The organism is Aliarcobacter trophiarum LMG 25534 (assembly GCF_003355515.1).
GTDB lineage: Bacteria > Campylobacterota > Campylobacteria > Campylobacterales > Arcobacteraceae > Aliarcobacter > Aliarcobacter trophiarum.
Window position 1 is genome coordinate 532646 of the sequence record NZ_CP031367.1, and the last position, 16024, is coordinate 548669.

Annotated in this window: 17 protein-coding genes and 1 other RNA gene; 9 read left to right on the forward strand and 9 right to left on the reverse strand. The window is 26.9% G+C overall.

The features are described 5' to 3' along the window. Window positions 1-261 (reverse strand): helix-turn-helix domain-containing protein, encoded by a 261-nt coding sequence (locus tag ATR_RS02820; protein WP_115427975.1) that lies wholly within the window; start codon window positions 259-261, stop codon window positions 1-3. 160 nt (window positions 262-421) lie between these two features. On the opposite strand from ATR_RS02820, the gene ATR_RS02825 reads away from it, so the two are divergent. The 7 genes from ATR_RS02825 (at window position 422) to ATR_RS02855 (ending at window position 6673) form a co-directional block, all read left to right on the forward strand. Further along, window positions 422-940 (forward strand): porin family protein, encoded by a 519-nt coding sequence (locus tag ATR_RS02825; RefSeq protein WP_115427976.1) that lies wholly within the window; start codon window positions 422-424, stop codon window positions 938-940. A gap of 13 nt (window positions 941-953) precedes the next feature. Then, window positions 954-2048 carry a hypothetical protein gene (locus tag ATR_RS02830; protein WP_115427977.1) on the forward strand — a complete coding sequence of 365 codons (1095 nt, stop codon included), beginning with the start codon at window positions 954-956 and terminating at the stop codon, window positions 2046-2048. Between the two features lie 65 nt (window positions 2049-2113). Further along, window positions 2114-3244 carry a replication endonuclease gene (locus ATR_RS02835; protein WP_115427978.1) on the forward strand — a complete coding sequence of 377 codons (1131 nt, stop codon included), beginning with the start codon at window positions 2114-2116 and terminating at the stop codon, window positions 3242-3244. A gap of 12 nt (window positions 3245-3256) precedes the next feature. Further along, window positions 3257-3520, forward strand: a complete 264-nt coding sequence (locus tag ATR_RS02840) for a hypothetical protein (RefSeq protein ID WP_115427979.1) — start codon at window positions 3257-3259, stop codon at window positions 3518-3520. A gap of 10 nt (window positions 3521-3530) precedes the next feature. Further along, the gene (locus ATR_RS02845) at window positions 3531-4772 is read left to right on the forward strand and encodes an FtsK/SpoIIIE domain-containing protein (protein WP_170126878.1); all 1242 of its coding nucleotides are present in this window, start codon (window positions 3531-3533) and stop codon (window positions 4770-4772) included. Between the two features lie 129 nt (window positions 4773-4901). Further along, window positions 4902-5576, forward strand: a complete 675-nt coding sequence (locus tag ATR_RS02850) for a hypothetical protein (RefSeq protein WP_115427981.1) — start codon at window positions 4902-4904, stop codon at window positions 5574-5576. Beyond that, window positions 5567-6673: a DUF262 domain-containing protein gene (locus tag ATR_RS02855; RefSeq protein ID WP_115427982.1), complete on the forward strand. Its 1107-nt coding sequence runs from the start codon at window positions 5567-5569 to the stop codon at window positions 6671-6673. The genes ATR_RS02850 and ATR_RS02855 overlap by 10 nt, the downstream gene beginning before the upstream one ends. 323 nt (window positions 6674-6996) lie before the next feature. On the opposite strand, the gene ssrA is transcribed toward ATR_RS02855, so the two are convergent. Continuing rightward, window positions 6997-7395, reverse strand: a transfer-messenger RNA (tmRNA) gene (gene ssrA, locus ATR_RS02860). Between the two features lie 127 nt (window positions 7396-7522). On the opposite strand from ssrA, the gene ATR_RS02865 reads away from it, so the two are divergent. Beyond that, on the forward strand, window positions 7523-7897 hold the full coding sequence (locus tag ATR_RS02865) for a hypothetical protein (RefSeq protein ID WP_115427983.1): 375 nt from the start codon (window positions 7523-7525) through the stop codon (window positions 7895-7897). A gap of 8 nt (window positions 7898-7905) precedes the next feature. On the opposite strand, the gene def is transcribed toward ATR_RS02865, so the two are convergent. The 7 genes from def to ATR_RS02900 all read right to left on the reverse strand — a co-directional run bounded on the left by def (window position 7906) and on the right by ATR_RS02900 (window position 14870). Further along, the gene (def, locus tag ATR_RS02870; protein ID WP_115427984.1) at window positions 7906-8421 is read right to left on the reverse strand and encodes a peptide deformylase; all 516 of its coding nucleotides are present in this window, start codon (window positions 8419-8421) and stop codon (window positions 7906-7908) included. Between the two features lie 8 nt (window positions 8422-8429). Continuing rightward, the gene (clpP, locus tag ATR_RS02875; protein WP_115427985.1) at window positions 8430-9014 is read right to left on the reverse strand and encodes an ATP-dependent Clp endopeptidase proteolytic subunit ClpP; all 585 of its coding nucleotides are present in this window, start codon (window positions 9012-9014) and stop codon (window positions 8430-8432) included. A gap of 14 nt (window positions 9015-9028) precedes the next feature. Continuing rightward, window positions 9029-10330, reverse strand: a complete 1302-nt coding sequence (tig, locus tag ATR_RS02880) for a trigger factor (RefSeq protein ID WP_115427986.1) — start codon at window positions 10328-10330, stop codon at window positions 9029-9031. Window positions 10331-10424: 94 nt separating this feature from the next. Then, a complete protein-coding gene (gene ppk2 / locus ATR_RS02885; protein WP_115427987.1) occupies window positions 10425-11555 on the reverse strand; it encodes a polyphosphate kinase 2 in 1131 nt (376 codons plus the stop codon). Further along, window positions 11552-12496, reverse strand: a complete 945-nt coding sequence (ppk2, locus tag ATR_RS02890) for a polyphosphate kinase 2 (protein ID WP_115427988.1) — start codon at window positions 12494-12496, stop codon at window positions 11552-11554. Before ppk2 (ATR_RS02890) ends, ppk2 (ATR_RS02885) begins: the two co-directional genes overlap by 4 nt. A 23-nt stretch (window positions 12497-12519) precedes the next feature. After that, entirely contained in the window at window positions 12520-13668 is a 1149-nt protein-coding gene (gene nspC / locus ATR_RS02895; protein ID WP_115427989.1) for a carboxynorspermidine decarboxylase, read from the reverse strand. Beyond that, a complete protein-coding gene (locus tag ATR_RS02900) occupies window positions 13668-14870 on the reverse strand; it encodes a saccharopine dehydrogenase family protein (protein WP_115427990.1) in 1203 nt (400 codons plus the stop codon). Before ATR_RS02900 ends, nspC begins: the two co-directional genes overlap by 1 nt. Window positions 14871-15001: 131 nt before the next feature. Here ATR_RS02900 and ATR_RS02905 point away from each other — a divergent pair, with 131 nt between their 5' ends. Further along, window positions 15002-15889, forward strand: coding sequence for a magnesium chelatase domain-containing protein (locus ATR_RS02905; RefSeq protein WP_115427991.1), 888 nt, complete (start codon window positions 15002-15004; stop codon window positions 15887-15889). The last annotated feature ends 135 nt before the right edge of the window (window positions 15890-16024 follow it).

Below are 16024 nucleotides of genomic sequence, written 5' to 3' on the forward strand. Positions count from 1 at the left end.
TTATTCTTTAAAAAATTCTTCTATATCTTCATTTAATACATAAGATATAATCGCTAAATGTTCAAGTGAAAAATGTTGTTTGTTATAGTAAATTTCAGCACCACTTAAAAGTGAAGTTGATTTATGCCCTATTAGTTGGCTTAGTTTAAGTTGTGATAGCCTATGTTTTTTTCTTATTCTTGCTACATTCTTCCCAATATTCTTATAGAATTCTTCTTTTTTTTCTTCGGTAAAATCTTCTATATTTTTAAAATTTTCCATTAAATTTACCCTCTATTATTACAGAGTGATACTATTTGAATAAGTAAAAATTATCAATCTGTAATTACAGGTTATTATTTAAGGAATAATATTTTAAAATACCCTGTAATAACAGGTTAAAATTACTATAGCCTTTATTAAAATAAATAAAAGGAGAAAAATGAAAAAAGTATTATTAAGTGGAATTGTAGGAAGCTTACTTTTAACATCGGCAAATGCTGATATTGTAGATAGAGGAGTATTTGGAATATCTTTAGGAAGTATAAAATTTGAAAATGTTGATGCTGGAGCATCTGTTGGATTTATTACTAAATTTGAAAAAAATGTATTTGGAGATTTATATTTTGGTTTAGGAACAAATTTAGAGATTTTTGATGCTTCAAATGTTTCTGATGAAGATTTAGGAATATTAGCTGATATTTATCCAATCATAACTTATGATATAACTAAAAATTTATCAATAAATGGAAGTTATGCTTATACAGCAGGATATATAGGAGGAAGTAGAACAGATAATGGCTTTGATGGAACAACAGCAGGATTTGGAATAGCTTATAAATTTTCAAATGGTTTTGAGATAGAAGCAAAATATAAACATTCAAAGTTAGAGTGGACAAATGATATAAAATTTGACACAGATAGAGTAAATCTAGCTTTTAATTTTAGATTTGGTAAATAATAAAGGTGTAAGAATGAAAAAAAGTTTATTACATATCGCACTAATAGGTGCTTTAGGAATCGGATTTACAGGTTGTGCCACAAGCACTCCACCACTTAGTTTAACACCTCTTGTTAAAGAAGAGATAGTTTTAAATAGTAATACTGGAAAAATTTCAAAAGGAGTATTGATTTTAAAAGATGGCTCAAAAATTTTTGATTCAGAAGGAGATATTCTTACAAGTTTTGTGATAAATAATGAAACATTTTATATATTAAAAGTTTTAGTTAAAAATGAATCTCATTTTAAAATTAAAAATAGTTCTAAAGTTGTAATAGAGGAATTTAAAGCAAATGCTATATCTTGGTTTGTAGATGATAATAAATTTTTATTACTAACTAAACTAGAAAGAAATCAAAGTACTATTTATGATAATGTTTATAATTTTGATGGAAAAACATTCAAACTTATAAATAAAAATCTAGATTTAAGTGGTAGCCAAGGTTATAATAAAACTTTCTCTAATCCTATGGGTAATTATAATATAGATGTTAGTAAATCTGGAATATATGGTATTGAAACATTATATGGTGCAGATAGAAAAATAATTGCTCAACGATTTTCAAATATGCTTAAAGAGGAAACATTTGAATTAGATAAGATTAAAAAAGATTATATAAGAACGGCAAGAATATTAGGTATTAGAAATGATATAGTTTATGTTATATATTCAACAGGTGTTTTTGGTGGACAAAATATATTAGAAGCTTATGATATTGTAAATAAAAAATCATATGTATTATCTACTAATGATGATAAAATACAATTCTTACAATCTGGTAATGAAGTAGTTTTAAAGGTATTTAATAATAAAAATTTGAAATTTGAGCTAGAACTACATTCTCATATAGATAGAAAAGATGTTAAAACTGCTTATAACAATGAACCAGCTAGAATAATTTCACTAAATACTTTAAAAGAGGTAAAAAGCTTATCAAGTGATTTTGAAGTAATACCTGTATATACAGGTTTTACAAATATGGCAGGTACATTTACACCAAAAACTGATATAACTTTTAGAACAACTGACCTTTATTATAGTACTAGAAATATGAAACCTTTATTTTAAAAGATAAAAACGTCCGATTTTTTGTCCTAACTTGTATATATATAAAAATACAAGAGGACAAAAAAATGAAAGGATACTATTCAAAAAAATTACAAAACAATTCAAAGCTATATGCTGAACTACAAGAGAATATAAAATTTTATATTAATCACTCAATTTTAAAAGAGAATAAACAAAAATCATACCTACGAAATACGGGCTTTTTAAATAAAAAATCAGGTGAATTTTTAAATGTAGAATATGATTTTGAAAAAAAATATAAGGAATATTCCAAGATTGCTGAACAAAGAGCCTTAACAATTCAAGAGTTAGCTAAAAGAAAAGAATTTTGTAGTGTATTTATAACTCTTACTTTACCATCAAAATATCACCCTTTTAGAAGCATAACAACTTCTAAAGGTAGGCTTTATGTAGAAGAAAATAAAGAGTTCGCTTTTATTAGTATAAAAGAAGCTGTAAGTAATGGATACCAAGAATTAAACAGTATTTATCAAATATTTTATAAAAGAGTAAAAAACTATGTAAAAGATGATTTATATTATGTTAAAGCAATAGAAAACCACCAAACAACAATCCCTCATCTTCACCTAGTTTTATATTTTCCGCTTGAATGCTTTGATATGGTAAGAACAACATTTAAAAGAGTAGTTGAATATTTTAAATTAGATAGAATTGATTTTGAAGAAGTAAGTTTTAAAGAAAATATAAATTTTGCTTCAAAATATTTACTAAAATATATTATTAAAGATTTAAACAATTCAAGCGATATTTTAAAAGCTAGAATACTTGATGGTTGGAAAAGATACCACAAAATAAGGGTTCTTACAACTTCATTATTACCTTTAAATGTTATGGTTTATAAAAAAATATATAAATCTGTTTCATTTGTTGAAAAAAATAGGATTAATTTTAAAATTGATGATAAGATAGTTTCAATGAAAGAGAAAATAGATATAGAATGCCGACGCGTAGGTCTTCCAATCTATCTTTTTATTCAAGATAATTTTTTTATTGAAAAAACTATTTTAAAAAATAGTAATAGAGAAATTATAAGTTTAGGGGCAAAAAATTCTTTATTTAGAGTAAAACTTACAAGTGAGAAAAATGCTAAGTATTACAAAATAAAAGATTTAAAGGTTAGCTATAAAAAAAGGGAAATTTATACTAAACAAGATTTTATAAAAATTAATTTATAGGAGAATATAAAAATGACAAATATAACAATAAATGGAAAAATAATAACAGTTTTAGAGAAAAAATTTGAAGATAAAAAAACAGTTTATGCGCAGTTTTTAATGGAGAGTGAAAGTAAAGGAATTGAGATTATAAAAGTAAAAATTACAAATGAAGCTGATATTTCAAAACTTGAAAAAGATTTAGTTGTATCTGTTCCAGTAACAATGGCTGCTATAAATGGAAATTTATACTACTCTCAAAGTGATAATATTAAATTTCATAAAGAGATAAAATAGTATGTTATATATGCTTAGATTATTTATAGTTAATTTAGGTATTCATTTGGCTGTTTTATTTTTGGGTCTATTTTTAGTGATATTTTTCACTAAAAATGGAGCAGCCCTTGATGAAGTAGAAAAGTATAAATACTTATTTTTAGTTTCTGGCTTAGTAGTATTTATTGAAAGATTAATTTATTATATAAAATATTATAAATTTCATATATTGCCTTATTCTTTAAAGCTATTTAATAGGGTAAATAATGAACAAAAAGAATCTAAAATATACCTAGATAAATTTAAAATATATGATAAAAAAAGTAATACATATTTTTTTAAAAATAGATTATCTATTGATAAAAAAGCCTATATAGATTTAAAAGATAGGATTATCCATCTATTGGGATATGAAGATAAAAATGAAGTAGAGTTTGAAATAAAAGCACATAATAAAAAAGAAGTAGCTATTAAACTTTTTAAACTTCCTAAAAAATTTGATTGGCATATTGGATTACTAAAAGATAAAAATATATATCTAGGACATAATAAAGATGGCTCTTATTATTTACCTTTAGAAAACTTAACATCTTCCATTTGTTGTGGAGAAAGTGGAAGTGGAAAATCAAATTTCTTGAATATGATTATATTTTCATTATTACAGAATAGCCAATATATAGAACATTTAGATTTTATAGATTTGAAAGGAGTTGAATTAAGTAGATATGAGCTAAATAATACAACTTTTACAGATAATATAGAAGAAGCAAATAACTTATTTGAAAATCTAAAAAATGAGATGAATAACAGATTTAAAGAAATGAAAGAGAAAAAAGATTTAACTTATAATGGAAATTTCAGGATTTGCCTTATTGATGAAATAGGCACAATATCCACTCATTTTGATAAAAAGCTAAAAGAGAATATCTTTAATAACCTTATAGAAATAGGGCAAAAGGGTAGAGCTTCAAAAGTTCTCTTATTAATATTTTCTCAAAAGATAGATTCAACAAATATTCCTACAAATGTGCTTACTAATTTACAAGGCTCTTTTTTACTTAGAACAAGTAGCCAATTTAATATAAATAATTCCATTGGATTAAATGAAGAAGTAGAAGAAATAACAAGAACAAGAGTTCAAGATTTTCCAAAAGGTAGAGTTATATTTAAAGATGGATTAAGTAGTGAAAAAGTGTTATTACAAACTCCTTTTTTATCTCAAGATGTTCAAAACTCAATGATTAAATATTTTCAAAATTGGATTAATAAATAATCAATTCTTTCTCAAATTTGGACATAAGGGGAATGGCTCTGCCATTCTCCTTTGTCCTTTTATCTTATTTTATAAAAAGTATCAGAAATTTTAAATATTTATTTATGATATAAAAGTTATGATTATTACATGGAATTATTAGATGAATTTAAAATGGATATCCTTACCACTTGTAAATCAAAATTAAATGATATAGTTGAAGATTATTTAATAAGTAGACCAAATTGGTATTTTTTAAAAATTGATAGAAAAGAATTTAATTTAAAAAATGAGATTAGCAAAATCTTTTCTATAAATATACCTGATATATTTATAGTTGGTTCATCTCAATTAGGTTTTAGTATATCTCCGTCAAAAAATAAGTATAAATTTAATTCTTTTAGAGAATTTCCTGATGGAGATAATGAAGAATCAGATATAGATGTAGCAATAATTTCATCTGTATTTTTTGAAGAAGAATTAGAAAAACTTTATAATTATTTAGGTGGCTATCATATTAAATTTATTAATGAGAAATTTTGTGGAATAGAAAGAGGTACTGATAGAAAATTAAATAAGGTATATTACCAAGATTTTTCAACATATTTATTAAAAGGATGGCTTCGTTCTGATAAAATGCCTTTAGATTATAAATTTTTAAGTGAAGAAATAGATTTAGAGCTTAAAGCATTAAGAAAGAAATATAATAGAAAAATTAATATTGGAATTTATAAATCATATTTTTATTTAATTAATTATCATTTAAAAAATATAGAAAAAATACAAAATTATTTAGAAGAAGAGGAAAATTCGAGATGTCAATAGAAATTATACAAGCAAGTTTATCTTCAACTGATACGAGAATATTAAAATTATATAATCAAATTAAAGTAGGAGAACTTGTTTTAAGGCCATTCTTTCAAAGAAAATTAGTATGGAAAAAAATACATAAATATCATTTTATTGAAACTATATTAAAAAATTATCCTTTCCCAGAAATTTATATATCAACTGGTAGTATGGATACAAGTAAATTAACCTCTATTGATTGGGTTGTTGATGGACAACAAAGGCTTTCAACTATTTATGATTATATTTCATCAGAAGGTGATTTTAAATCACAAAATGTAGTTAAGCCTTTTAATGAACTATCAAGTGCTGAACAAGAAATCTTTTTATCATATAAAGTTGTAGTAAGAGATTTAGGTAAAATTAATATAGATACAATTCAAGAAATTTTTAAAAGAATAAATAATACAGAATATTCTTTAAATACAAATGAAAAGATGAATGCTTCTTATCATAATAATTCATTTATGATTTTTTGTAAACAATTAGTTGATGAAGAAATAGATTTATCTCAACCTTTTGTTCAAGATAATAATATAACATTGGTTTCATTAGTAGATAGGAAAAAAGTATCAAATATTTTTAAAAAAGTATTTAATGATAACGATATTAGGAGAATGAATGATTTACAATTTATTATGACATTAGTTATATCTTTAGAATTAGGGTATTTTAATCGTAGAGGTGAAATTGATAATTATCTTGATAAGTATAATGAAGATTATCCTTCTGCGACACAAATAAAGAATTTATTATTACCTATAATTGATTTTATTGAAAGATTATCTTTAAATGATAAATCATATTGGTTTAACAAGGCTAATATTTTTACAATGATAATAGAGTTGAGTAAAATGGATTATTCAAATATTAATATTAGTTTATTGAAAGAAAGATTAGAATATATTGATGAAGAGAATAAAAAATTCAATTCAACACATACAATTATAGATGAATTTTCTTATGGATTAGAACAATACTTTATGTATGCTAAAGAAGCAGTAAATGATAAGAAATCTAGAATAATTAGAGGTGAGATTTTTGAGAAAATTTTACTAGATTGTTATAATTAAAAATATTTTCATTTAATTATTAAATATATAATTAGTTATAATTTAGTGCCTCTAAATACCTTTTATTAATCTATATATCTTGGAGATTTAATTGTTGAACTTTCAAAGATGTTTCTGATAATCTTATAAATATTTTCCTCATACTTAATTTGACATGTTTTATTAAATACTAGCTAGATAACTTATTTTATTTAAAGATTAAGAATTTATTTTTAAGTATAATTAAATATAATTTTGGAAATTAAATTGTGCTACAATGGTGAGCCACCAAGCAAAATGAGTAAAATTAAAGCCCTTTTTTAGGGGGTTTGTTTTTGAGTAATTGGTGGAGATGTGCGGGATCGAACCGCAGTCTTAAAATAGTTCATAGTAGCGTCTACATGTTTAGCAAAGTTGAAAAATGTCACTCAATATAAACTCAACTTCCAAAAGCAAATATAGAGTTAAGATTTAAAATTTCTCTTTTAAAGCAAATCAATTTTTAAAAGATAATCTATCTGTTGTGAACCTGCATTTATCTACATAGATAGAATCTGTAGTGCAAGTCTCCGTAGACTCAAGCCTTTAGGGCGAGTCAAAGTTTGTTAAAACTTACGCAGCTTTAGCGTAAGCTGGAGCGTAATTTGTATTATTTGCGTCTAAAAAAAATGAACCGCGTAACGGCATGTTCAGGCCGACATGCAACTAAAATTCACTACTCTAATCGATACCAAGTCATCCCCATATTTAAAGATGAATTTTATCTAAAAAAGATAACAAAGTAAAGTAAAAAATAGGTTTACATAATTTTTATCTTCTATTGATTAAAAAGATTGTGGATATAATAATATAAAATTTTAGGAATGATAGATGACTGAACTTATAAAGTGCCCAAATTGTGATAATAAGATTTTATCAAGAATGGGTACAATTTGTCCAAATTGTGGTTTTACTGTTGGTTACTTTAATGGTGATAGAAGAAGAAAAGATTATGGCAAACTTTTTGCTCTTACAGTTTTTGCACCATTTTTCTCATTTTTTACAATTATTTTTGCTCAAATAAATTTTTATAGTTTTATTATAGCTATTATTTTAGCAGTTTTTTTAGCAATTAAATCTTGTCCTATAAACTTCAAGACTGTTTTTGCTACAAATTTTGAAAGGTTGTTTTTTTGGAATATTTGGATTTTTTCAAATATTTTTTTAAGTGTAATTGTTTTTAATATTATTTCAAAAAGTATATAAGATAAAATCTATTTTTTAGATTTTATCTTATTTTTCCACTCTTTTTCAAACTTTTGTCGTTTTGTAAAAGATAGATTTTCTATAAAAACATGTCCTTCCAAATGTTCCATTTCATGTTGCCAAGCAACAGCTAAGAAATCTTCACACTCTATAGTTTGTTTTTCTCCAAATCTATTATAATACTCCACAATAATATGTTTCGCTCTTGTGATATCTTCATAAAATCCAGGAACACTAAGACAACCCTCTTGATATACTTGCTCTCCATCTTTATGAGTGATTTTTGGATTTATTGCTTCTATTAAGTCGTCTTTATTTTGAATGTCATCTTCATTTATAGGATTTATGATTAAAATATTAAGTGGAATAGCAATCTGAATGGCTGCAAGACCAACTCCATTTGAAGCTATCATGGTTTCATACATATCATCCAAAAGTGTATGAAGTTCGCTATCAAACCTCTCTACATCTTTTGATTTTGTTCTAAGTAGTTTATTTGGATATGTAATAATCTCTCTAATCATTGCTTTTCTTATTTATGTTTTTCGATAACTTCATCGATTAATCCATAACTACAAGCTTCTGCTGCACTCATAAAATTATCTCTATCTGTATCTTTTTCAATAGTTGAAATATCTTGACCAGTTTGACTAGCTAAAATAGAGTTTAGTGTATCTTTTAGTCTTTGAATCTCACGTGCTTGAATTTGAATATCAGTTGCCTGACCTCTAGCACCACCAAGTGGTTGATGAATCATAATTCTTGAATTTGGTAAAGAGTATCTTTTCCCTTTAGTTCCACTGCTTAATAAAAATGCACCCATAGATGCAGCTTGACCAATACATATAGTACAAACATCTGGTTTTATATAGTTCATAGTGTCAAAAATAGACATTCCACTAGTTACTACACCACCTGGAGAGTTTATATATAAATAGATATCTTTTTCAGGGTCTTCAGCTTCTAAAAATAGAAGTTGAGCTACTACAGTTGAAGCAACTGCATCATTTATCTCTCCGCTTAACATGATAATTCTATCTTTTAAAAGTCGTGAATAAATATCATAGCTTCTCTCTCCTCGACCAGTTTTTTCAACTACATAAGGTATATAACTCATTTTCTATCCTAAAATTATTTTGCTAATTTCTCATCAAATAGTTTAGAGATAACTTTCTCTTCAATAATTGACATTTTAATTGCAGGTAAATATCCAGCTTCTTGGTATTGTTTAATAACATCTTGTGGATTTTGTCCCATTTGAAGTGCTTCAAAGTATAAAACTTGTGTAACTTCTTGGTCGCTTACTTCGATACTCTCAGCTTTTGCTAAAGCATCAATAATAAAAGTAGCTTTTACAGAATTAGTTGCATCTTTTTTCAACTCTTCTCTTATCTCTTCAATTTTAGAAGCATTCTCTTTTAATTCATTGATTTCAGCTTCACTCATAGCTCTTATTTTACCATTTAATGCAAAATTAATCTCTTGTTCAACTACAGTTTTTGGTAAAGCAAAATTGATTTTTTCAACTAAAGTGTCTAAAAATACTGGTTTTAGCTCTTCTCTATAATAAGTTGCTTTTTCAGTTGCTACCATTTGCTCTTTTATCTTTTCTCTTAATGTCTCAAGAGTTGCATCTTTATCATTTGGAAGCATAGTTTTTGCAAATTCATCATTTAAATCACCAACTTTTCTTTCTTGAATTTCATGTAAAGTTACTTTAAATACAGCATCTTTTCCAGCTAAATCTTTTGCTTGATACTCTTTTGGAAATTGAACAGTAATATCTTTTTGTTCTTCATATTTCATACCAATAACTTGTTCTTCAAATCCTGGAATAAATGAACCTGAACCAATTTGTAATGGATATTTCTCAGCTTTTCCACCCTCAAATGCAACACCATCAACAAAACCTTCAAAATCAATTACAGCAAAATCACCATCTTTTGCAGCTCTTTTTCTAGCAATTTTTTCTAAAGGTGCTGATTGGCTAGCAATTTCAGTAAGTCTTGCATCTATTTTCTCAATCCCAACTTCAATAGCTTTTACTTTTGGAACTAAAGTTTTATAATCACCTAAATTAATTTGTGGTTTACAAGCTACAGAAATCTCTAACTCAACACTTCCATTATCTTTTTTATCAAATTTAGAGATACTAGGTTCTCCTATTAAATCTTCATTTTTAATATCAAGTTGTTTTAAACCTTCATCTAAAACTTTTCTAATAGCTTCACCCTGAGCATCTTCAAGTAGTTTATCTGCATATCTTTGTTTTACAACAGCAACAGGAACTTTCCCTTTTCTAAAACCTTGAACATTCATAGTTTTTGCAGCTTGAGCAGCTACTTTATCTAAGTTTTTTTCTATTAACTCTTTTGAAATTGTTGCTTTAATCTCAACATTTGCTTCATCAACTCTATTTGCTTTGAACTCCATCAAATTTCCTTTTGAATTTTAATTTTAGCAAATATTTTATCTAATTTTTTATAAGGGTTTTCTTTAAGTAAGTATTTTGTTATTAAACAAAAGATTAATAATCTTTTGTTTTTCTCATTTGAAGTAACTCTCTTTGAACAGAGATATTTATATCTTCATTTGCTTCAAAATTTAATGAGTAGTTTCTACCATCATAATCAACTGAGTTTAGAATTATTTTTAAAGCTTCAAACCTAGCTAATTGTTTATCATCACTTCTTATGATATGCCAAGGTGCAGATCTTGAAGTTGTTCGTCTTAACATCTCATATTTTTTTTCAGAGAATTCATCCCATAAATCTTGAGCTTGCATATCAACTTCTGAAAATTTCCACTGTCTTAATGGGTCATTAATTCTTCTATCAAATCTTCTTTTTTGCTCTTCTTTTGAAACAGAAAAGTATAATTTAATCAAAATCATACCTTGTCTTACTAAATCTTGCTCAAAATTTACAATATCTTCCATAAAAATTTCATGCTCTTCTGGAGTACAAAAGCCAAAAACTGGTTCAACCATAGCACGATTGTACCAACTTCTATCAAATAAAACTATCTCTCCTCCTGTTGGAAAGTGTTCTATATATCTTTGCAAAAACCACTGATTTCTTTGTGTTTCTGTTGGTTTCCCAAGAGCTACAACTCTATAATGCTTATTGTTCATATAACGAGTAATTCTTCTAATCGCCCCACCTTTTCCAGAAGCATCTCTTCCTTCAAAAATAATAATCATTCTTTTATTCTCTTTTTCAAGCCAATCTTGGAGTTTGATTAACTCTATTTGGTATGCTTTTAAAGATTGAAAATCGTAGATTTTTTGAATTCCATCAGTTAAATCTTCAGCTTTTAGTTTTTTATAATCACCTAAAAGAGATTTTAAATAGTTATTTTCATCTTTTAGCCTTTTTAACTCTTCACTATTTATGTTACTGCTTTTAGATGTTGTTTTAATAGTTGGCTTTTTATCTTGTTCTTGAGAATCTTTAATAATTGAAGCTTTAAATTTTTCTATTAGATTTATAGCACCATTTAGTGTTATTTTATCTCTTTTTTCATATCCCAAAACTTTGACATATCTTTTTTTATCATATTGAAATCTTGCTATATATTTTTTTCCAAAAGTAGGATGACTCTCTTTTGAAACATATAATCCACTATGAGAGGTTATATCAAAGTCATTTAAATTCATTTAGCACTCCTAATTTTTTCACTTCCTTCTTGCATATTTTCTATCTCAACTGCACCATTAATTAAAATCTTTCTATCAATTTTGAAGATAGCCTCATCTTTTGATTTTCTTCCATAATCAATACCATTTAAAAGGTGTCTAATACAGTTTATTCTAGCTTTCTTTTTATTGTCACTTTTTACAACAGTCCAAGGAGCTATTGGAGTATGAGATGCCATAAGCATTGAGAATTTAGCTGTTGTATATTTATCCCAAACTTTTTGAGCCTCTTTATCAATTGGAGAGAGTTTGTATTGCTTTAGTGGATCATCCTCTCTTTTTTTAAATCTTCTCTCCTGCTCTTTTTTAGATACAGAAAAATAGTATTTAAATAAGATAATACCTGTCTCTACAAGCATTTTTTCAAATTCTGGTACATCTCTTAAAAACTGTTCATGTTGTTCTTTTGTACAAAATCCCATAACAGGCTCAACTCCAGCTCTATTGTACCAACTTCTATCAAATATAACTATCTCTCCCGCACTAGGAAGATGACTTACATATCTTTGAAAATACCATTGTGTTATTTCTTGTTCATTTGGTTTTTCTAAGGCAACAATTCTGGCACCCCTTGGATTCATATGCTCAGTAATTCTCTTTATTGTCCCACCTTTACCAGCAGCATCTCTTCCTTCAAAAATAATTAAAACTTTTAATCCCTTCTCTTTTACATGATTTTGAAGTTTTAAAAGTTCAATTTGAAGTAATGTAAGTCTTTTTTGGTATTCTAAAGTCTCTTTTTTAATCCAAACTTGGACTTTTTGCTCTCCATCTTCTTCTTTCTCTTCTAGTACTTTTTTAGTTCTATTCTTATTTTTTCCATGAGAAATATCATCTTTTGTGTCAATGACTGAATTGTCATCTTCAAAAGCATGTCTTATTAGACTTCTATCATGTCCCATCACCTCTCCTTAAGTATTTTTTATCAAGATAATTTTGATTTATAGTCATTATAACCAAAATCTTTTACAACTTTATAAGAGTTGTCCTTGTTTTTAATAACAATTGATGGTAATTTTATACCATTAAATGTTGTTGTTTTTACCATCGTATAGTGAATCATATCTTCTAAAATAATTTTATCTCCAACTTGTAAAGGTTTATCAAAAGAGTAATCTCCTATTATGTCCCCAGATAAGCAAGTGTTCCCACCTAATCTATATGTATATTTCTTCTCATTTGCAACTCCACTATCTCTTATCATTGCACGATATGGCATAGCCAAAGTATCAGGCATATGAGCTTCGGCACTAGTATCAAGAATTACTAAATTCATTCCATTATCAATAATATCTAAAACAGTTGCAACTAAGTAACCAGTTTGCCAGCCTATAGCCTCTCCTGGTTCCATATAAACTTCAAGATGAGGATATCTAGCTTTGAAATCTTTTAAAAGCTTTATTAAACCTTCAACATCATAGTCAGCTCTTGTAATATGATGACCACCTCCGAAATTTACCCATTTTAATTTTGAGAAATATTGTGAAAATTTCTCTTCAAAGCTTTTTAATGCACCTTGTAAGGCATCAACATTTTGTTCACAAAGAGCATGAAAATGAAAACCTTCTAAGTACTCTAGCATTGACTCATCAAAGTTTGCTTTTGTTGTTCCCATTCTTGAAAATGGGGCACAAGGATTATATAAATCTACTTCAACACTTGAGTACTCAGGATTTAACCTAATTCCTAAAGAGGCTTTACCATAAGCTTTGTCCTTAAATCTTCTTAGTTGAGAAAATGAGTTAAAAACTAAATGATTTGAAATAGATATAATCTCATCAATCTCTTCATCTTTAAAAGCTGGGCTATAAGTATGAACCTCTTTTTTAAACTCCTCTTTTGCTAAAATTGCTTCATGAAGTCCAGAGGCACAACAACCTTCTAAATACTCTCTACAAATATCAAAAGTAGAGAACATTGCAAAACCTTTTAGAGCTAAAAGAATTTTTATATTTGCTTCATCTTGCACATATTTTAAAAGTTTTAAATTTTTTTCTAAAAGCTCTACTTCACAAACATAAGATGGACTTGGTAACTCTTCAAAAGAGTTTACAATTTTATGCTCTTTTATCATTATTTAGCATCTAATTCTAAAATTTTCCAAGGAAGTCCTTGAGTCATTAGCTCATCCATAAATGGTTTTGCATCAAACTCTTCAATATTAAATACTCCCTTATCTTGCCAAATACCTTTATATAACATTTTTGAACCAATCATAGCTGGAACTCCTGTTGTATAACTAACAGCTTGTGCTCCTGTTTCTTTATAGCACTCTTGATGGTCACAAACATTATAAATATAAACTTTTCTTGGTTTTCCATCTTTTAAACCTTCAATAATACACCCTATATTTGTTTTCCCAACAGTTCTTGGTCCTAAACTTGCTGGGTCTGGAAGTAGAGTTTTTAGAAACTCAATTGGAATAATTTGTTGACCTTTATGCTCTATAGGCTCAATTCCAAGCATCCCAACATTTTGTAGACAGTTCATATGTTGAATATATGAGTCACCAAATGTCATAAAAAATCTAATTCTTTTTAAGTCTTTTATATTTTTTGATAAACTTTCTAACTCTTCGTGATATAGAAGATATGAAGCTTTTACTCCTATTTCTGGATAGTCATGATCTACTCTTATTTCAAGTGGCTTTGTCTCTATCCATTTCCCATCTTCCCAATATCTTCCATTCGCACTTACTTCTCTTAAATTAATTTCTGGATTAAAGTTTGTCGCAAATTTATAACCGTGATCTCCTGCATTACAATCCATAATATCTATATAATGAATTTCATCAAATAAGTTTTGTTGAGCATAAGCACAAAATACTCCTGTAACTCCTGGGTCAAATCCAGAACCTAAAAGTGCCATAATTCCACTATCTTTAAACTGTTTGTCTCTTGCCCACTGCTCTTTATACTCAAATTTTGCTTCATCTGGGTGTTCATAATTTGCAGTATCAACATAATCAACTTTACATCTTGTACAAGCATCCATAATTGTCAAATCTTGATAGGGTAAAGCAACATTTAAAACTAACTTTGGATTTACTTTTTCTATAAGTTTTATAAGTTCATCAACACTATCTGCATCTACTTGTGCTGTATCTATTCTTACACCTTGATTTTTCAAAATATATTCTGCTATTGCATCACACTTACTAATAGTTCTTGATGCTAATGTAATCTTCTCAAATGTATCAATATTCATAGCACATTTTACAGTTGCTACTTGACTAACTCCACCAGCCCCAATGATTAAAATCCCTTTTTTAGTCATTTTTATTCTCCAAAAATATATAATAATGTTTATATTATATCTTTTTTATCTATAATTTTTATTGAAGTAGAATTTTATTTTTGCATTATTTTTTTAAATATTGTACTATTTTAAAAAATTAAAGAGCGATTATGAAAATTATAAAATCTGCTACACTTGATAGTATTGAAGCTACAATTATTGATGTTGAAGCTACATTTACAAAAGGAATGCCCAGTTTTACAATAGTTGGAATGGTAAGCACTAGTATAAATGAGTCAAAAGACAGGGTAAAATCTTCACTGCTTTTAAATGATTTCAAATTTCCACCTCTAAAAATTACAATTAATCTATCGCCTAGTGAGTTAAATAAAAAAGGTTCACATTTTGATTTAGCTATTGCTTTACAAGTTGCTCTATTTAATGAGAGTAAGATAGGGTTTGATGATTTTTTCTTTTTTGGAGAGTTGGCTCTTGATGGGACAATAAAAGATACAAGCCATATTTTTGCAATAGTTTTATCTTTGGCAAAAAAAGGTGAATTAAAAAGAGTTGTAACATCTTTAGAGAGCGCAAAGAAATTAGGAAATATTCCAAATATTGATATTTATGTGGTAAATTCCTTAAATAGTGCAATAGAGTTTGTACAAAGTAGAGAAAAGGATAAATATCTATTTGAAAAAGAGCAGATTAAATATGAAGTTTTAAATATAAAAGAAGAACAATATTTTTATAGTAGAAAATATGATGAGGATTTTAAAGATGTATTAGGACAAGATATGGCGAAATATGCTGCACTTATTTGTGCTGCTGGAAATCATAATCTTTTGATGGAAGGAAGCCCTGGATGTGGAAAATCAATGATAGCAAAAAGATTGCAATATATCTTGGCTCCTATGAATCTTGAAGAGATACTTGAAAAAGCAAAACTTCAAGCACTAGATTTGAAAGATGTTGATTTTACTCCAACAAGAGCTTTTAGAAACCCACATCATTCAAGTACAAAATCATCAATTTTTGGTGGTGGATGTCATTTCTAATAATTAATGCTACTTTATAAATAATAATACTACAAAATATAGTTTTTCTATACAATTTGTTGCCTAATTTTACAATTCATTTGATAATTTAAACTAAAAAGTTATTGGACTGTTTAAATAAGGTTTGAAAATTAG